15 protein-coding genes and 1 pseudogene are annotated in these 18,560 nt (G+C 65.9%); 6 read left to right on the top strand and 10 right to left on the bottom strand.

What is annotated here, in order from left to right:
* Positions 1-94: 94 nt before the first annotated feature.
* Positions 95-325, top strand: a pseudogene (locus tag OIE68_RS05600) (sugar transferase); the annotation flags it as partial.
* Between the two features lie 3 nt (positions 326-328).
* Here the strand turns inward: OIE68_RS05600 and OIE68_RS05605 are convergent.
* Together OIE68_RS05605 and OIE68_RS05610 are read right to left on the bottom strand one after the other, a co-directional pair.
* Positions 329-991: a biliverdin-producing heme oxygenase gene (locus OIE68_RS05605; RefSeq protein ID WP_327098322.1), complete on the bottom strand. Its 663-nt coding sequence runs from the start codon at positions 989-991 to the stop codon at positions 329-331.
* A gap of 101 nt (positions 992-1,092) precedes the next feature.
* Positions 1,093-2,637 carry a threonine/serine ThrE exporter family protein gene (locus OIE68_RS05610; RefSeq protein WP_327098323.1) on the bottom strand — a complete coding sequence of 515 codons (1,545 nt, stop codon included), beginning with the start codon at positions 2,635-2,637 and terminating at the stop codon, positions 1,093-1,095.
* 147 nt (positions 2,638-2,784) lie between these two features.
* Between OIE68_RS05610 and OIE68_RS05615 the strand changes: the two genes are divergently transcribed.
* On the top strand, positions 2,785-3,639 hold the full coding sequence (locus tag OIE68_RS05615; RefSeq protein WP_327101580.1) for a TIGR03619 family F420-dependent LLM class oxidoreductase: 855 nt from the start codon (positions 2,785-2,787) through the stop codon (positions 3,637-3,639).
* A gap of 65 nt (positions 3,640-3,704) precedes the next feature.
* On the opposite strand, the gene OIE68_RS05620 is transcribed toward OIE68_RS05615, so the two are convergent.
* On the bottom strand, positions 3,705-5,627 hold the full coding sequence (locus OIE68_RS05620) for a vWA domain-containing protein (RefSeq protein ID WP_327098324.1): 1,923 nt from the start codon (positions 5,625-5,627) through the stop codon (positions 3,705-3,707).
* 169 nt (positions 5,628-5,796) lie between these two features.
* Here OIE68_RS05620 and OIE68_RS05625 point away from each other — a divergent pair, with 169 nt between their 5' ends.
* The gene (locus OIE68_RS05625; protein WP_327098325.1) at positions 5,797-6,477 is read left to right on the top strand and encodes a PucR family transcriptional regulator; all 681 of its coding nucleotides are present in this window, start codon (positions 5,797-5,799) and stop codon (positions 6,475-6,477) included.
* Positions 6,478-6,540: 63 nt separating this feature from the next.
* Here OIE68_RS05625 and OIE68_RS05630 read toward each other — a convergent pair whose 3' ends face one another.
* Genes OIE68_RS05630 through OIE68_RS05640 form a run of 3 tightly spaced genes read right to left on the bottom strand, consistent with a single transcriptional unit; the run spans position 6,541 to position 9,742 of the window.
* Positions 6,541-8,178, bottom strand: coding sequence for an ABC transporter permease (locus OIE68_RS05630; RefSeq protein WP_327098326.1), 1,638 nt, complete (start codon positions 8,176-8,178; stop codon positions 6,541-6,543).
* On the bottom strand, positions 8,175-9,107 hold the full coding sequence (locus OIE68_RS05635) for an ABC transporter ATP-binding protein (RefSeq protein WP_327098327.1): 933 nt from the start codon (positions 9,105-9,107) through the stop codon (positions 8,175-8,177). Before OIE68_RS05635 ends, OIE68_RS05630 begins: the two co-directional genes overlap by 4 nt.
* Positions 9,107-9,742 (bottom strand): TetR/AcrR family transcriptional regulator, encoded by a 636-nt coding sequence (locus tag OIE68_RS05640; RefSeq protein ID WP_327098328.1) that lies wholly within the window; start codon positions 9,740-9,742, stop codon positions 9,107-9,109. The genes OIE68_RS05635 and OIE68_RS05640 overlap by 1 nt, the downstream gene beginning before the upstream one ends.
* Before the next feature lie 231 nt (positions 9,743-9,973).
* On the opposite strand from OIE68_RS05640, the gene OIE68_RS05645 reads away from it, so the two are divergent.
* The gene (locus tag OIE68_RS05645) at positions 9,974-11,926 is read left to right on the top strand and encodes an acyl-CoA dehydrogenase (RefSeq protein WP_327098329.1); all 1,953 of its coding nucleotides are present in this window, start codon (positions 9,974-9,976) and stop codon (positions 11,924-11,926) included.
* Between the two features lie 5 nt (positions 11,927-11,931).
* On the opposite strand, the gene OIE68_RS05650 is transcribed toward OIE68_RS05645, so the two are convergent.
* The 4 genes from OIE68_RS05650 to OIE68_RS05665 form a co-directional block, all read right to left on the bottom strand.
* Positions 11,932-12,570: a phosphatase PAP2 family protein gene (locus OIE68_RS05650; protein WP_327098330.1), complete on the bottom strand. Its 639-nt coding sequence runs from the start codon at positions 12,568-12,570 to the stop codon at positions 11,932-11,934.
* Between the two features lie 273 nt (positions 12,571-12,843).
* Complete coding sequence (locus tag OIE68_RS05655; RefSeq protein WP_327098331.1) at positions 12,844-13,746, bottom strand: nuclease-related domain-containing protein; 903 nt, start codon at positions 13,744-13,746, stop codon at positions 12,844-12,846.
* 90 nt (positions 13,747-13,836) lie between these two features.
* Positions 13,837-15,228 carry a DUF2252 domain-containing protein gene (locus tag OIE68_RS05660; RefSeq protein ID WP_327098332.1) on the bottom strand — a complete coding sequence of 464 codons (1,392 nt, stop codon included), beginning with the start codon at positions 15,226-15,228 and terminating at the stop codon, positions 13,837-13,839.
* A 197-nt stretch (positions 15,229-15,425) separates the two neighbouring features.
* Positions 15,426-17,120: a GMC family oxidoreductase gene (locus OIE68_RS05665; RefSeq protein WP_327098333.1), complete on the bottom strand. Its 1,695-nt coding sequence runs from the start codon at positions 17,118-17,120 to the stop codon at positions 15,426-15,428.
* 270 nt (positions 17,121-17,390) lie between these two features.
* On the opposite strand from OIE68_RS05665, the gene OIE68_RS05670 reads away from it, so the two are divergent.
* Positions 17,391-17,960, top strand: a complete 570-nt coding sequence (locus OIE68_RS05670; protein ID WP_051181979.1) for a CDP-alcohol phosphatidyltransferase family protein — start codon at positions 17,391-17,393, stop codon at positions 17,958-17,960.
* A gap of 61 nt (positions 17,961-18,021) precedes the next feature.
* Positions 18,022-18,435 carry a glycine cleavage system protein GcvH gene (gcvH, locus tag OIE68_RS05675; protein ID WP_327098334.1) on the top strand — a complete coding sequence of 138 codons (414 nt, stop codon included), beginning with the start codon at positions 18,022-18,024 and terminating at the stop codon, positions 18,433-18,435.
* Positions 18,436-18,560: the final 125 nt, after the last annotated feature.

Below are 18,560 nucleotides of genomic sequence, written 5' to 3' on the forward strand. Positions count from 1 at the left end.
GCTCCGCCCCGCCGAAAGTAGGAACCTCAGGGATCGCCCGGCAAACCCGAGGGGTGGGCAATTTTCCACCCAGGGTGCCCACACAGCAGTGTGGCGCCCGGTGACCGGAGGTGAGGTCGACACCTACGACGGCAATACGCGGCGCAGGCTGCTGGTGAAGCCGGGGGTCACAGGTCTGTGGCAGGTGAGTGGACGCTCGGATCTATCGCTCGAGGATGCGGTGCGCCTCGATCTGTCCTATGTCGAGAACTGGTCGATGATCCTGGATCTGCTGTTGATCGCCAAGACGATCGGCGCGGTCGCGCGCGGGGAGGGTGCGTACTGAGACTCAGCTGGGGCGGCGGGCCGGGAATTCGGCGGCGAGTTCGGCGAATACCGCGGTATTCAGCGCGAAGGCCCGCTGTCCTTCGTCGAGCACCCGGCGGCGTTCGAGATCGTCGAGCGGCAATTGGTCGAGCAGACCGCGGTATTCGCGTTTGAAGGCCGCCGGATTGCCGAGCGCGTCGAAGACGTAGAAGCGCACACCGTCGCCGCGATGCGGGAGATTCCACAACTTCTCGGCGGTCCCCCGGATGACCTGGCCGCCCGAGAGGTCACCGAGATAGCGGGTGTAGTGGTGCGCGATGTACCCGGCGGGCCACTCGCGGGCGCATTCGTCTATGCGGGCGGCGTAGGCGGCCGTGGCGGGCAGCGCTTCGAGGGCGTCGCGCCAGTCGGTGCCGATGAGGTGCGCGAGGTCGCGTTCCAGTTCCGCGGTCCTGGCCAGTTCGGTACGGATGAACGGACCCGCGATCGGATCGTCGGCCAGGGCGTCCCAGCGGTCTTCCAAGGCGTGGTAGATGAACCAGAGTTGGGCGGTGTAGCGGTGGTAGGAGTCGATGCCGAGTTCGCCGCCGAGCATGTCACTGATGAACGAGGAGTTCTCCGCCTCTTCGTGCCGCCGTGCGGTGGCGGTGCGGATCGCCGTGGAGAACGGGACCGTATCCGACATTTCTGAACCACCTCACCGATGCCGACCGGGGCCGCAACAGCTTTGGGCACCCTAACTAATCGGTATAACCATACCGGCTGTCCCTGGCAGCTACCTGTGCATCATGATCGACGGCCGGATTCGCGACGCCCCGGGTGGCGCGGGAGCCGGCGTATGCGCACGATGACCGGCCGGCGGATCGAGCCGAATCGGCTCAGGATGCGCGGCCTGCGCACAGTGCGGTCGAACCACTCGCCGAGGGTGACGCCCGCTGCCAGCGCGCAACCGACGCCGACCGCCGCGAGCACCTGATTGGCTCCGATCAGCAGCTCGTCGTTGAGCAGGGCATAGAGCCCGCGATACACCTTCAGCCCCGGCAGCAGCGGGGTGATGCCCGCGAGCGCGACGACCAGCGGGGGAGTCAGCGCCCGCCGCGCCATCAGACCACCGGCCAGACCGACCAGCGTCGCGGCGACTGCGGAGGAGATCACCGGACCGAAGCCGAGATGCTGTACGAGCAGAAAAGAGATGGTGCCCGCGGCACCGCCGAATGCGGCCGCGGCGAGCGCGCGACGCTCGGCGTAGCAGGCGAGTGCGAAGGCCAGTGCGGCCACCGCACCGGCCGCGATCTTGATCGGCAGATCGGTGATATCGCGGCTGGAGGTCAGATAGACCGGCGGGATCGTGGCGCCGAGGATATCGCCGACCCGCAGTGCCATCGCGATGCCCGCGATAATGCCGCCGGTCATCATCATGACCTCGAGCATGCGGGCGGTCGCGGTGATCGGCGCGCCGGTTATCGCATCCTCCACCGCGCCGACCAGCTGCAATCCACTGAGCAGCACGGTGATTCCGGCCGCGATGACCAGTGTCGGGTCGACATCGATATGCAGGGTCGCAGCCAGGGTGGCCAGCAGCAGCGCCGGTGTCGCCGCGACGGCGCCGCCTACCACATGCTGGAAGAAGAACGGCAGACCGTAGCGATTCAGGACGCGATTGACGCGGTCGATGGCCAGGGTGGTGCCGAAGCTGACCGCGGCGACCAGCCAGCCGCCGCCGAGCAGCGCCGCGATCGATGCGGCGAGCAGTGACCAGCCGAAGGTAGCGACCCAGCGGTGGTACGGATGCGGCGCGGAGGTGACCGCGTCCAGTCGGGCGCGGGCATCCCCGGGTGGGACAACCTCATTGCGGATGCGGCGGGTGAGCCGGTCGACCGCGGCGAGGCGGGTGAAGTCCAGGGAGCGGTACTTGACCACCCGCATGCTGCTGGCGGGCGGCAGCAGGGGACCGCGGTCGGCCCAGATCCTGATCGCGTCATAGGTGACGTCGATATCGCAGCGGGCCAGTCCGTAGGTGGCGGCGATGAAGCGCACCTGGGCCATCGTGTCGTTGACACCTGTGCCCGAGGCGAGCACCACCTCGCCTACCCGCACGGCCAGATCGAGCACCTCGGCGACGCGCGCATCGTCGGTGAGATCGATCGGCTGCAGCGGCGTCGGTGCGGCGACGATGTGATCGGCGGTGGCCGGACGGTCGGCGACCAGCAGATCGACCGCCTGTTTGACGACCGGAACGCGGGGCGCTCGCAGGAAGCGCAATCGCGGCCGCCTGGCCGCCTGATCGCCCGGGGCGGTGTCGTCTCCTCCTGGAAATGTGTCCGGACCCATGAGCGCGACCGTAGTCAACCGAGGCCCTGGTTCGCATCCGCAGTGGTCCGAGGGGCCGTCTCTAGGGGTGGACGGTTGTCCGGACACTTGGTCGAAGCCGCCAAAGGTGATAGAACTTGTTCTAATTTGCAGATGGGAGCGTGCACGGTGCGGTACGGAATTGTGTTGTTCACCAGTGACCGGGGCATTACGCCCGCCGATGCGGCCGCGGCCGCCGAACAAGCCGGATTCGACGCCTTCTATGTGCCCGAACACACCCATATCCCGGTGGTTCGGGCGGCGGCGCATCCGCGCACCGGGGATGCGAGCCTGCCCGACGATCGGTATCTGCGCACGCTGGACCCGTGGGTCGCGCTGGCCACCGCGGCGGCGGTTACCAGCCGGATCACGTTGTCCACCGCGGTCGCCCTGCCCGCCGAACACCATCCGATCACCCTGGCCAAAACCCTCGCCTCACTGGATCATCTGTCCGGTGGCCGGGTCAGCCTCGGCGTCGGTTTCGGTTGGAATACCGACGAAATGGCGCATCACGGGGTGCCCGCCAACAAGCGCAGGACGGTATTGCGTGAACATCTCGATGCCATGCGCGCGTTGTGGTCGGAGGAGGAAGCCAGCTTCGCGGGACAGTTCGTGAATTTCGGGCCCAGTTGGTCCTGGCCCAAGCCGGTGCAGAAGCGGATTCCGGTGATTCTCGGTGCGGCCGGGACCGAGCAGTCGTTCACCTGGCTGGCCAAGAATGCGGACGCCTGGCTCACCACCCCCACCGAGGACGGCCTCGGGGAGAAGATCGAACTGCTGCACCGGGTTTGGCGCGAGCACGAGCGCGAGGGCAGCCCGGAGATCATCGCGCTGGCCGGACGTCATGATGCGGCACAGCTCGCGCGGTGGGCCGAATTGGGTATCACCGAAGCGGTTTTCGGTCTGCCGGACCGCGAAGCCGATGACGTGCGCGCATACCTGACCCGCCTCGCCGGAAAGCTCGGTCTCGAAGCAGCCCGCTGACACCCGTACTCACCACCGCCGGCTCAGCGGGCTGCCGTCCCCGTGGGTGTCAGCGGGCCTTCCGGCTAACCGCGTCGCCTGCGTGCCACGAGCAATCCGACCAGCACACCGGCCACGCCGATGATCGCAACGCCGATCACGGCGACCGCGATCAAGCCGGTCGACGAATTCGATTCGGACGCCCTCGATTCCGCCACCGCGGGGGCCGCACCGGGTGTGCGGCTCGTCGGTGTCTTCACACCGGTCGAATTCTCACCGAAAACGCCATCGCCGATGGTGCCCGCGTATGTCGGACCGCTCTCCTTGGTATCGGTGACGGTGAGATCCAATTGCACCGACACCGGGCGGTTTTCGCCCTGTTCGAAGGTCGAGCCGAGTTTGACGGCGATGTAATACCAACCGGCCACCGCCTCCCGCCGTGACTCCAACTGGTCGGCCTTGCGGTTGGTGTACCGGATCGGCACCGTGGCTATCGCATTATTCGTCGGCAGTACGCCCTCGGTGCCGGTATAGGACGAGAAGTCCGAATCGATCTGCTCGCGGATCGGGCTGTAGAGAGTGGTCCGGATACTGGAGAGGTTGTCGAGTCCACGACCGCCATTGGCTCCGAACCGAACTCGATACGCCAGGCCCTGACCCCAGTCCAATCTGACGCGATAGAACACGAATTCACCCGGCTGGAGCGTATCGGTGTAGCGACCGCTGCCCGGCAGGGTACCGGCCACGGTGAACGACGAGCCGCCGGATACCGGCGTGCCCGCACCACTGGGTTCGACGAAGCTCGTCGGCGGTGCGACCGCGACCGGACCGGCGTCGGTCACCGCGGGCTCGATACCGACGATCAGTTCGATCGGAAGTCGCTCCGGCACACCGGCGGATACCTTCTCCCAGGTCAATTGGAAGTAGTAGCGGCCGCCGCCCTTGCATTTGTCGGAGCCGCTGTTGCCCTTGCGTTCCTTGGTCGCGCCGTCGAAGGCCTTGGCCACGGTGAGCGCGGCACCGTCGCTGGAACTGGTGGAGGCCTCGAATTCGAAGACATTGCAGTCCTCGCCATCCGCACCGTAGACCCGCATTTGCAGCGAGTTCAGATCGTCGGTCGGGGAGATATCACGCAATCGCGGAAAGGAAAGGGTGCCACTGAAATACGCGGTTGCGCCCGCCGGGACATCGACTGCCCAGTAACGCTTTTCCCGCTGACCGATGGTGTCCAGATACTGGCCCGGGGTGGCGACCGGCGCGGCGCCGTAGGTCGGGGCGCCGGTGATCGGGATGCCGACGGCCTTGTAATTGCGCAGCGCGGCCGAAGATATGCGCGGCAGCGTCCGTTCGAGTGCAGGACCGTCGGCGGCGTCGCTGTAGGTACCGCCCGTGACCTGCGCCATGCAGGTCAGTTGCGCGCGGGCCTTGGCGTCGACGGCGAATCCGATGGTGTGCACGACGAGATCGACCCCCTGCTTTTTCAATTCGCGGGCGACCTCACAGGGTTCGGGTGGGGAGCAGGTGTCGTCGCCGTCGGAGACCAGGACGATCGAGCGCGGTCCCGATTTGGGCAGTGTCTCGGCTGCCTGGCGCAGTGCGGTGCCCATCGGTGTCCAACCACTGGCCTTGATCCCGTCGACCGCGCTGGTCAGTGCGCTCCGGTCCAGGGTTTCGGCTTTGTGCAGGACCCGGACGTCACGGCAGCCGGATATCTTCTCCGCCTCGGTATTTCCGGTGTTCGTGCCGTAAACGGTCAGTCCTACTTTGGCATCCGCGGGTGCGGAGCCGACGAAGTTGCGCACGGCATTCTTGGCGGCATCCATCATGGTGCCTACCGGATCGGGGCGCTGCATTGAGCCGGATGCGTCCAGAATGAGCATGGTCGGCGCGTACTGCGGGTTGTCCGGACTCTGCTGTGCCTGCGCGGGCAGCGCCGCCACGGCGAGTCCGATCAAACCCGCAGCAGTGGCCGCGGTCAGTCGGGTAAAGCCCTGGATAATTCTCGACATTTGCCTCGTCTGCTTATTTCGCTTTGGTAACGGAGCAGACGTTACCCATAGAGGGTGGGTGTTCCCATTGGTGAAACGGGAACTGGCATAACCGATTGTCCGTATCGGCTGGTCACGGTGATACCGGTGTCAGGGAGACATTCCAGAACTCGGCGTAGCGGCCACCGCGGTGCAGCAGTTCGTCGTGCGTGCCCTGTTCGACGATCCGGCCGCCGTCCAGGAAGACGATGCGATCGGCGCGTTGAATTGTCCGCAAACGATCGCGCGGGCGTTGCGGCTCTTGGGCTTTGCCGCCGACCTGCCGGTGCGCGTCGTGGCCGTCCGCTCACAGCTTCCGCTCGACCAGGTCGGCAGCCTCGTTTGCCCGGCCCGCCCGGTGAAAGCGGCAGCTATTGCCGACGTCGGTGTCATCCTGGCGACCGGCCTCGACCCGGCGCGGTTTCCGGCAGGCGTCCGCGCCGGCATCGGCCCCGCCGACCGACCCGACCGGTCCTGGCGGGAAGCCCGCACCGCCCTGCACTTCGCCAGCCCACGCCAGCCGATCGTCCACTACGACGATTTGGGCGCGTCGGCCTTGCTCGCGCACGTGCCCCGGACCGTCGCGCGCGACAATGCCGATGTGGCCGCTATTACCCGAATAGCAAGCACCTCAGAGGATCTGGAGACGCTGGATGTCTACTGCACCACTGCCTCGCTGCGCCGGGCCGCCGAACTGCTCCACCTGCACCACAGCAGCGTCTCGCGCCGAATCGATCAGATCGGAAGGGCGATGGGCATCGACCTGACCGACCCGACCGGGCTGTTCCGGGCCAGACTCGCGCTCGCCACTTGGCGGCTCCTCGGCGACTGAGGACGTGGATCAGTGCACCGCAACGAGCAGTGAAACTCGTTGCGGGGCACTGCTATTCGAATTTCAGCGCAGATCGCGGCGGCGGAAGCCCACGATCCCGGCCCCGAGCAGCACGGTCACGATCCCGAGCAGCCACAGGATCGGCGTGGCCTCGAAGGATGAGCCGGGCAGCTTCGGCGGATGCGCGAAGGGAACCAGATCGCGGACCCACTGCGGGAGTCCGTCGAGCGCACCGATGACGAAGATGATGATCATCGTGCTCAGCACGCCCCAGGCGACCGGCGTGTAGCGGGGCGCGAGCCCGTAGATCGCCACCGTGATCGCGGTGAGTACCCACACCGCGGGCAGTTGCACCGCCGCGGCGCCGAGGCAGTCGCCGAGCTTGCCCGCCAGATCGCCATCCGAGATGCCGTAGATGACGCCGACGGCCGTACCCGCGAGGAACAACAGCACCACCGGTCCGAGCAGCGCGATGCCGATATGGCTGAGCGCGTAGCGTTCTCGGCTCACCGAACCGGCCAGTGTGGCCTCGGCGCGCTGGCTGGACTCCTCCTCGTGCAGTCGCAGTACGGCCGAGATGGAGTAGGCCGAGGCCGCGATGGCCAGCATGCCGAGGGCGAAGGTGATGAACGAATTCTGCAGCGCATCCGTGCCGCCCATCCGGGTGATCACGTCGCGGACCTGCTTACTGTTGTCGAGCATATCGCCGACGCTGTTGATGGCGCCGCCCATCAGCGATCCGTAGAGCACGAAGCCGATGGACCAGGCCAGCAGCGAGCCGCGCTGCAGTCGCCATGCCAGTCCGGATGGACCCGAAAGCGCGGGAGCAGCGACCGGTGCGCCGGGCCGCTCGGCGAGCAGGCCGGATCCGGTATCACGTTGCCGCAGTAGTACATACGCGACGACGGTGGCCACAACGGCGACGGTGAGCAGCGGAATGAGCACCCACCAGCGCTCATCGGCGTATGGCCGCATATTGATACACCAGCCGAGCGGCGAGAACCACGACAGCACACCGTTTCCGGCGTCGCCGACCGCGCGCAGCGCGAAGGCGGTGCCGAGTGCACCGAATGCCACTCCGCGCGCGACCCGCGCCCCCACGCTCACCTGTGCCGCGACGGCGGCGACCCCGGCCCAGGCCAGACCGGCGCCGCCGAGCGTCGCGCCATAGGCCAGCGAACCGGCGGCGGGCAGGTCACTGCCGTACAGCGCGAGAGAACTCAAGATGGCGACGATCAGACAGCCGGTCGCCGTCATGATCATGGCGGCGGTCAACCCCGCGTAGCGGCCGACGCTGGTGGCGCCGACCAACTCCGCGCGCCCGGACTCCTCCTCGACCCGGGTGTGCCGGATGACGGTGAGGATCGTCGCGATCGCGATCATCGCGTAGAACGGCCCGGCCTTCCACAGCCCGACCGAACCGAGATCGGTGCTGAAGACCGGCCCGTACATGGCAATGAGCGCCGGACTTTCCATGACCGACTTCGCCGCATGTTCGAGGTCGGCCTGCGTGGTGTAGACGGCCTTGGCGCTGCTGACATAGGCGGCGGGCAGCAGCCCGAAGGCGAATACCCACAGCGGCAATACGATTCGGTCGCGACGCAGGAACAGTCGCAGCAATTGGGCGGTACCGGCGAAGTCGGCCGACCCGCGCACGGCGGGTGTGGCGTAATGCCTGCCGCCCACGGTTGCGGTTGTCATGATCCCACCTTCTCCATGGTCGCGGTCGCCTGCTCCGAGGTCGCGCCGTCGACGTGGTAGTGCCGCATGAACAGCTCCTCCAGCGTCGGCGGCGCACTGGTGAGGCTGCGCACACCGGTATCGCCGAGAACCCGGATCAGCTCACCGAGATGTTCACCCTCCACCTGGCAGCGCAGCGTCGACCCGTCGAGCTCGATATCCTCGACACCCGGGATCCGGCTGAGATCGCCTGGGTCGCCGAGCAATTCGGCGGTGATGGAGGTCCGCGAGAGGTGTCGCATATCCGACAGCGATCCGCTCTCGACGGTGCGTCCGGCCCGGATGATGGTCACCCGGTCGCACAGCACCTCTACCTCGGACAGGATGTGGCTGGACAGCAGCACCGTGGTGCCGCGCTGGTTGGCCTCCTCGACGCATTCGCGAAATACCTGCTCCATCAAGGGATCCAGGCCCGAGGTCGGTTCGTCGAGCAGCAGCAGGCGCACATCGGAGGCCAGCGCGGAGATCAATGCGACCTTCTGCCGATTGCCCTTGGAGTAGGTGCGGGCCTTCTTGCGCGGATCCAGATCGAACCGCTCGATCAATTCGGCGCGACGCTGCGGATTGATTTCACCGCGCATTCTGGCGAGCAGGTCGATGGTCTCACCGCCGGACAACGACGGCCATAGCGTGACATCGCCTGGTACGTAAGCGATTTCGCGGTGCAATTCGACCGCATCGGTCCACGGGTCGCGCCCGAGTAGCCGGGCATCGCCGGAGCTGGCGCGCAGGATCCCCAGCAGGATGCGGATGGTGGTCGACTTTCCCGCGCCGTTCGGGCCGAGGAAGCCATGGATTTCGCCCTCGCGGACAGCGAGATTCAGCCCGTTCAGGGCGGCGAAGTGACCGAAGTTCTTGTGCAGGTCGCGAACTTCGATGATGTCGGACATCAGGTCTCCTTGGTAAGGGTGTCCAAAATCGTTGGGTCGGTTAGGAATCCCTGGGTGTAGAGCTCCGCGGCGGGCAGCATGAACTCCTCGCTCAAGGTGCGAACGAGCTTGCGGTAATCCAGCTTTTCGCCGCGTTGCTGCAGCAGGGTGAAGTACAGAACGGTCGCGCCGACATTGACCATCGTCAGATATTTGGCCCGCGCGGCCGGATCACGGCTCGGCTTGAGGGTGCCCGCCTCGACGCCTGCCTGGATGTAGTCCTCGGCATCCGAGATCATGTGCTCGAGCAATGATTCGGCCAAGGGTCCGCCCGCCTGCAGGCTGCGCACCATGTAGGCGACCAGCGGGCCGTAAGCCTCGATCTCGGACATCGCGTCGAGCATGCTTTTCGCGACGTTCGTCTCGGTGGCGGTCTTCCACTTCTGGTCGCGGATCAACTCCAGCACCCGCTCGTCGCAGGCGGCCCGCAGGCCGTCCTTGGAGCCGAAGTGATGGTTGACCAGTCCGGGGGAGACACCGGCCGCTGCGGCGATGGCGCGCACTCCGACCTGGAATCCGTTGTCACCGAACACCTCGATCGCGATATCGCGAATGCGGGCGGCGGTGGTGAGATCCGAATTCGGGGTCGGCGTCACGCGGCGCCTCCTAGTTGGGCGGGTCCTTGCGATACGGCTCTCTGGTTGAACACATGTTTAGTATATTAAACACGCGTTCAATGGTAAAGCAAGAGTTTGGCGAAGATGTCGTGTCACGATATTTGAGACGACAGAATGTGCTGGTCAGCGCCTTGGAAGTGGGCACGGAGGATGGCATGCCACCGGCGCGGACTGGCCGCCGGGGGTGGGCGAAAGACTAATGTCGGTGCCATGGCTGACACCGAGAACCCCTCGACATCGGACCACCTCCGCGACGCACTCGATGGCCCATGGCGCGCGGTTCGCGCCGAGGCCAGGGTGCAACTGGCGGGAGATCAGTTCACCGGCGATCCCTATCTCGACTACCACGCGGCGCGGGCGCGGGTGCTCGAGCAGATGCGGGCGATCGCGTCGATGGGCTACGCCGAGCGTGGTTTCCGACGCGAGAACGGGGGCACGGGGGAGCCCGGTGAGGCGGTGGTCGGGTTGGAGATGTTGGCCTACGCCGATCTGTCGCTGTGGGTGAAATCAGGTGTGCAGTGGGGGTTGTTCGGCGGGGCAGTGGAGAACCTCGGGACCGAACGGCATCGCGATGTGGTCAAGCGGTTGATATCACTGGATCTGCTCGGCTGTTTCGCGATGACCGAATCCGGTCACGGCAGCGATGTCGCGAATCTGGAGACGACCGCGACCTACGATCCGCAGTCCCAGGAGTTCGTCGTCCATTCGCCGACACCGTCGGCTCGCAAGGACTACATCGGCGGTGCGGCCGAACACGCCGGGATGGCAGCGGTTTTCGCGCAGTTGATCACCGAGGGGACGAGCCAGGGCGTGCACTGCTTCCTGGTGCCGATCCGGGATGAACACGGCGCCGACCTGCCAGGTGTGACCACCTACGACGACGGCCTCAAGGGCGGCCTGCTCGGTGTCGACAACGGCCGCATCGTCTTCGATCAGGTCCGCATCCCTCGGGAGAACCTGCTCAACCGGTACGCCGACGTCGCGCCGGACGGCACCTACAGCTCGGATATCGAGAATCCCAGCCGCCGATTCTTCACCACGCTGGGCACCTTGGTGCGCGGGCGGGTCAGCGTCGGGGGTGCGGCCGCGGCCGGTGCGCGGGTGGCATTGAGCATTGCCACGCGATACGCACTGAAGCGCCGCCAATTCTCGGATCCGGACAGCGGCCAGGAGACCTTGCTGCTCGACTACCGCAGTCATCAGCGACGGCTGCTGCCCTTGATCGCCCGGTCGTATGCGCTGGCCTTCGCGCAGAATGATCTGGTCCGCCGTATGCATCTGGTGCAGACCGGTCAGGATCTCGATCCGGGCGCACAGCGCGCCCTGGAGAAGCGGGCCGCCGGACTCAAAGTCGCACAGACCGGATTCGCCACCCGTGCCATCCAGGAATGTCGCGAAGCCTGCGGCGGCGCAGGCTATCTCACCGAGAATCGGCTCGTCACACTGAAGGCCGATACCGATGTGTTCACCACCTTCGAGGGCGACAATGTCGTACTGACCCAGCTGGTGGCCAAGGAACTGCTTACCGCCTACTCCGATGAGATCCGCGATCTGGACGCGCTCGGCTGGGTGCGCTTCGCCGCCACCATGGCCGGTGATGTGGTTCGCAAGCGTTCCGGTGTGCGCCAACTGATCCAGACGCTGCGCGACCGCAGTGACGACACCGTAGACGACGGCGACCTGTCCCGCCGCTCGGTGCAGCTGCAGTTGTTCGCCGATCGCGAGGACTATCTGGTGCGCACCGCCGGATACCGGCTGCGGGCCCGTGCGAAGGACACCGCACCGTTCGAGGCGTTCAACAATGCGCAGGACCACATCCTCGCCGCGGGCGCCGCGCATATCGATCGACTGATTCTCGAGGCGTTCATCGAAGGTATTGCCGGAATTGCGGATCCGGAGGCGCGCGAACTCGCCGAGACCGTCTGCGATCTGTACGTCTACTCGCTACTCGAGGAGAACCAGGCGTGGTTCATCATGCACCGGTTCATGTCGGTGGAACGTGCGAAGGCCGTGCGTCGCGGTGTCAATGAACTGGTCGACCGGCTGCGCCCGGATGCGCTGACGCTGGTCGAGGGCATGGGTGTGCCGGAGAGCATGCTGCGTGCGGCACTGCTGGATGATGCGAGCGTGTTCGATCGGATCAGTAGTCGTACGACGGTGTAGCGGATCTAGGAGTCGATGCGCGGCTGCTCCGCGAGAAAGCGTTTGGTGAGCTTCCAGCACACGACGACTAGCGCGATCGCCACCGCCGCGCCGCCGACGATATCGGTGGGCAGGTGATAGCCGAGGCCTATCATGCCGACTGCGGCGCAGACCAGTGCGACGGTGGCGATCACGATGGTTCCGACGCGCGCCCGCGTCGAGTCGGTCAGCACGACGAACGTGGTGGCGATCGCGACCAGATGCACGGTATGTCCGCTCGGATAGGCGAGATAGTCGTGCAGCGGTCGATCCCACAGCGGTTTGAGCACCCAGCTGTTGATTCCGACCACGACCTCGGGAATCACCACCATCGCCACGGCCCGCCGCCACTGCCCCCGATAGCCGAACCAGGCGGCGGCCGCGAGCAATAGCGGGATCAGGATGTAGCCGTTGCTCGGGATCACCAGCGCCTCGTAGCCGCCGGGATGGTCGTCCAGCGCCGCGTGGATCGGCTGGGCGAGCTCGCGATCCAGATCGCTGGCCGCGCCGTCGCCGGGAAAGGTCAGCGGCAGCGTTACGGCGATGCCGAGGCCGACGAGCACCGCGCACAGCGCCACGAGGTTCGCTCGTATCCGGGCGAGCCACGCCTCCCATTTGACGATCACCGCTCGACGATAGGGCACCCGCGAATAGACACCATCAGTTGCGGGCACACACAGCCGGGGTCGGAGCCGACTCGCAAGTGAGTGCACCGGCGGCTCCCCGTCAATTTCGAACGGTGTCAGCCGAAGTCGTCCGATGGTGTGAGATCGGCGACAACCTGGACCGTGAGGGGGCCACCATGGTTGACCACAGATCGGCGCGGCTACCGACTACACATCGCACTCATCGTCGAGCGTCGCCCCAACCACAGTCCGCGGAACGGCCGACTCCCGTCCTCACCCCGGCCCGTAGGTCAGTACCGCGGTGATGACGAACCAGATCACCCACGCGAAGGCGATGAGCATGCCCGCCGCGAGCGTGATGCGCATGAACGCCCGCCCGAGATCCATATCGCCGGCCTGCCGCGGATACAGCTTCCACGGGCTGTACCAGGGCGCCTCGATGATCAGGGCCGGCGCGTTGGCGTCCTTTTCGGCCTGCGCCAGTTCCTCGGCATAGGCCTCCGCCTGCGCCTGGTTCGGGCCGCCGTGCCACAGCGTGATATCGATCGGGCCGAGGAAGCCCTCGTTGACCAGCTCCTGCGGGGCGGGCAGATAGGGCAGGATGCCCAGGCTGCGGAAGGCCACCGCGACATCGTTGGCCGTCCACAGGTGGATGTTCTTCTCGGAATCGGCCAGCGTCTCGAAATAGTGCCGCAGCCGTTCCGGATCGCTGCCGAGGATCACATCGAAACTCGGATCGCTCCACTCCTGTTTGACCGACAGCTCGGCGCCGCGCAGCGGCACGATCAGCGCGACACCGTGCACCGCGCGCTGACCGAGACCGCGCGCGGCCAGCCAATTCTGCAGTGCGAGTGTGTGTTCGCGCGATTTGTCCAACGGGGTGCGGCGATCGCGGGCCTCGCTGGCGATCGGTTCGCCGGAGATCGTCCACGGACCGCTGAGCGGCACCTCCAGCACGCCGTCCTGCCGCGCGACCAGCGCCTCGGTCTCGATCACCACGCAACTGGTCGGGGTCCAGACCACGGCGTCGAACTGATGCAGCCGATCGTTGTGGAACAGACTGCAATTCACCGTTGCGACGCCGTGCGGGCTGGTCGGATCCTTCCAGGTGCGCAGCCAGTCGATCAGCGCCCGCTCGGCATTGGTGCCTGCCGGGTTCTGTACTCGCACGAGCATTCGCGACCGCCCTTCACGTCATCACTCGATGGTGGCAAGGATACGGACAACACTGCCCGGTTCGCCGCGCCTACGACCAGACGCGGCGTGTCACTGCGGTTGTTCCGCAGCGATCTTTCCAGCCCGCACCGCATCGACCAATTCGGTGTGGTCGGCCTCGGTCCGATCGGCATAGTGAACCGCGAAGCGCGCGACGGCATCCTCGAACGCCTCATCACCGTCGAAATACCCGGCGAGCAAGCGCGGATCGAGGGAACGCGAATGCGCACGAGCCAGTAGCGCACCGGCCAGCCTGCCGTAATCGTCGAGATCGTCCGAGGACAACTCCGCCGGATCGATACTGCCCTTCATATTGCGGAACTGGCGCACCGTGAACGGCAGTTCGCCGGTCTCCAAGCGCAGTGTGGTCCAGCCGAGCAGGATATCGGTTTCGGACTGAACCAGCCTGGCGCCCTGCACGATTCGCTCACCCTCGTGCGTCGGCGGCGCCGCGGGCAGGAACGGCGCCAGGGCCGACGGATTGGCCTGTTTCAGCTGCAGCACCAGCGCCTCGCCCGCATTGCCGTGCAGCAGCGCCACATAGCTGTGCAGTCCGACGCTCCCGGTCCCGACAATGCGGAAGGCGGTGTCGGACACCGCGAATCGGGCCAGCAGATTGCGCCGGGACTCGCGTAACGTATCGCCGTAGCGCTCCAGTCCGTCGATGATTTCCTCGGCGACCTCGGCGTCGACCGCCGTGAGAATCGGTGGGTCACTGACGAATCGGTGCTTGCTGATCCCGGTCTCGTGGTCCTCGAGATGTTCGGTCCACTTCTCGACCACCTTGGCGCTGGTGTTCTTGCGCGCCTTCTTCGCAGCCTTCTTGAAGTCGTCGAGCAGATCGTCGGCCCTGGCCCTACTGATGATCGACTCGTCCGGCAGCGCGCTCCACGATTCCAGGAACGGTTGCTCGGCGAGATGATCGATGGCGAGGCGATAGCTCCGGGCCGCATCCCGCGCGGCCCGCAGGCAATCGTCTTCCGCCGCACCGCCTTCGCGGCCCGCCAGCACCAGACTGGCCGCGAGCCGCTCCAGATCCCACTCCCACGGCCCGACGATCGTTTCGTCGAAATCATTGATGTCCATGACGATTTCGCCGCGCGACGTCCCGTACAGACCGAAATTCGCGGCGTGCGCGTCACCGCAGATCTGCGCGGGCACGCCGGTATCCGGACTGCCCGCGAGATCGGCGGCCATCAAACCGGCGGCACCGCGATAGAAGGTGAACGGTGAGGCGAGCATGCGACCGACCCGCAGCGGAACCAGATGCGGCAACCGACCGGCATTGCTCGCGGCGATGAAGTCGAGCACATCCGGTCGCGTGGACCAGGTGACCGCTCGATCCCGGGCACTGACCGGAACCCGCTGACGCAGCGCCCGCCCGCGGGCGTGCACGTCCTCGGCAGGAACAAACGAGCGAAGATCAATACCACTGTCCAACACTGTGTCATTTTGCAGCGCCTGCGGCGCGGCGTGTTCGCGGCCCCCGGTGTCTCGCGTCCGAGCCGTCGAGACTCGCGACTTCGTCGCATGCGCTTCGACGGCTCGGACGCGAGACGGGCCGCGAACGTCGCTCGTAAGACTCGCTCCGTGGTGGTCGAGCGAGATGGGTATCGGGGTGCCTAACGCACTCAGGCTGCTCAGGTAGCGGGTACTGCGGGATCGACGGGTGTGATCGGCAATCGCAGGGCGCCGGGGGCGGATGCGGGCACCGTCGGATGGTTCGGGGCGACGGGGGAGATCCGCTGATATGCCGAACCCAGTTCGGGGCGCGGATCGGCCTCGTTCTTATTGGGCCAGAAGGCCATTGCGCGCTCGGCCTGCGCGGTGATCGTCAGCGACGGATTGACACCGAGGTTTGCCGTCACCGCTGAACCGTCCGCGACATGCAGCCCGGGATGTCCGAATACCCGCTGATACGGGTCGACCACGCCGGCCTCCGGACTCTCGCCGATGACACAACCGCCGATGTAATGCGCGGTGGCCGGGATATTCAGCACATCCATGATCAGGCCGTGGGTATCGCCGTTCACCTTGGCGCCGAACCGTCGGCCGATATCGTGCGCCAGCGGAATCCAGGTCGGATTCGGTTCGCCGGTGCCCTGTTCGGTCTTCAATTGCCCGCGCTTGCGGTAGGAGGTCAGCGAATTGTCCAGTGACTGCATCACCAGCAGGATTACCGACTTCTCCGAGGCATGGCGGGCATTGAGACTGCGCAGGAAAACCAACGGATGCAACACGATTGCCAGCAGGAAGCGCAGGAATCGGAACGCCCCGCCGTCCACGATCGGCACCGACATCGGGAACAGCGCGTTCTGCCCCTTGCCGTAATGGCAGACCTCGATGTGGGTATCGGCCTCTGGATGGATCGAGGAGGTGATCGCGATGCCCTCGGCGAAGTCGCTGCGCGAGCGGCTCACGACATTGAGGATCGCCTCGGAATTGCTGCGGGTCAGCTCACCGAGGCGCGGCGACAGATCCGGCAGTATCGCCTCGTCGCGCATCTTGTGCAGCAACTTCTGCGTGCCGAGCGCCGCACCGGAAAATACTACCTGCTCGGCGGTAAATGTCTTGCGCTGCTTGCGGATCCAGCGATCTGAGCGCTCGGTCTCGACCGCATACCCACCGCCGGACAGCGGCCGGACCGCGGTCGCGGTGGTCAGCGGGTGTACCTCGGCACCCGCCTTTTCGGCCAGATACAGGTAATTCGTCGTGGTGGTGTTCTTGGCATTGTTCGGGCAGCCGGTGAAACATTGTGCGCAATGCACGCAGCCGCGGCGGTGCGGACCCGCGCCGCCGAAGTACGGATCCTCGACCTCGGTGCCCGGATCGGCCTCGTTGAAGAAGACACCCACATTGGTCGGGTGGAAGGTATGGCCGACGCCCAGATCGTCGGCGATCTCCTTGATCACCTCGTCGGCGGGTGTCATCCGCGGATTCGGGGCCACGCCGAGCATGCGCTGCGCCTGGTCGTAGTAGGGCGCCAGTTCGGCCTTCCAGTCGGTGATATGGGCCCACTGCTTATCGGTGTAGAAGTTCGGCAGCGGCTCGTAGAGGGTGTTGCCGTAGATGAGCGAACCACCGCCGACGCCCGCGCCGGAGAAGACCGCGCATTTACCGAGCACACTGATCCGCTGCGGTCCGGTCAAACCGAGCCGCGGCGCCCAGATCGATTTGCGCACATTCCAATTCGTCTTCGGGATATCCTCGGCGGGCCAGCGCCGTCCGGCCTCGAGCACTCCGACCCGGTATCCCTTCTCGGTCAGGCGCAGCGCACTGACGCTGCCGCCGAATCCGGAGCCGATCACTACCACGTCGTAGTCGAATGCTGGCATGGTTTCCCTCTCTGAACCGTGCGATAACCGTGTGAGATGGTTCCACACTCATTCTGTCACCCGGGTCGGTGCGGTGTATCGCACAGCAGGTAGGTACCGAAAGTATGCGCGACCGGCGTGCCCGGATGGCGTGAACCGGGGTCGGTGCGGTATGCACGGGCTGTGACAACCGAATCGGGGAAAACGGAACCGGGCGAACGCGCCGGCTCCGGCGCGGACAACCCGGGAAAAGCGGGCGATCCGGCCGCGGGCGGCGTCTTCGCCGACCGCATCTTCACCGTTCCCAATGTCCTGAGCGTGTTGCGACTGGCCGGTGTGCCACTTTTCCTGTGGCTGCTGCTGGTGGTGCGCGCCGACGGCTGGGCTTTCACGCTGCTGGTGCTCAGCGGCGTCACCGACTTCCTGGACGGCAAGCTGGCCCGGCTGCTCGACCAGTCGTCGCGACTCGGCGCACTGCTCGATCCGTTCGTGGACCGGCTGTACCTGGTGACCACGCTGGCCGCATTCGTGATCCGCGGGTTGCTGCCCTGGTGGGTCGCGGTGATCCTGATCGGCCGCGACGCCGTCCTGGCCTTGACTCTTTCGGTGTACAAACGCCGCGAACTGGATCCACCCGAGGTCATCTACCTGGGTAAAGCCGCCACCTTCGCGTTGATGTCGGCGCTGCCGTGGTTGCTGGCCGGTCAGATGGATTGGGCGCTGGCAGGTTTCGGTCGTGCATTTGGCGGGGCATTCCTGGTCTGGGGCACGGCGGTGTATGTGTGGACCGGCGTGCTCTACATCTGGAAGGCTTTCGCCGTCGCGCGAGCGATACCGGCTGTGCCACACCGCAGTGAGTAGCGATTAGAGTTGCGTGGAACCCGCTGGCGACTGCTTGCAGGTCGCTCGAAAGGTCAGCACGATGAAAGGACGGCCTGTGACCCAGACCCCCGAGGATCTGCGCTACACCGAAGAGCACGAATGGGTGCGGCGGATCGGCCCGACCCGGGTTCGGGTGGGCATCACCGACTACGCCCAGTCTCAACTCGGTGACGTTGTGTTCGTGCAGTTGCCGGAGGTCGACAAAGATGTGGCCGCCGCGGACAGCATCGCCGAGGTGGAGTCGACCAAGAGCGTGTCCGATATCTACGCTCCGCTGGCCGCGAAAGTTGTTGCGGTGAACGATGTTCTGGACTCGGCGCCGGAAACGCTGAACACCGATCCCTATGGCGACGGGTGGATCTTCGAGCTCGAATTGAGCGACGAGTCCGGCGTGGATGCCGCGCTCGGTGAACTACTGGATGCTGCAGGTTATCAAGGAGTTATCGGGGGCTGACCCAGCCTTCCCAGTTCTACCTGCACGGGTACGCCCTGGCAGGGTACGGTCGAAGCCAACAGATGTGCCGGTGCTTGGCAACCGGTGTTCTAGCGCCAGGATCCCCAGGTCGTGGCGGTGAAGGC

This window comes from Nocardia vinacea (assembly GCF_035920345.1).
Lineage (GTDB): Bacteria > Actinomycetota > Actinomycetes > Mycobacteriales > Mycobacteriaceae > Nocardia > Nocardia vinacea_A.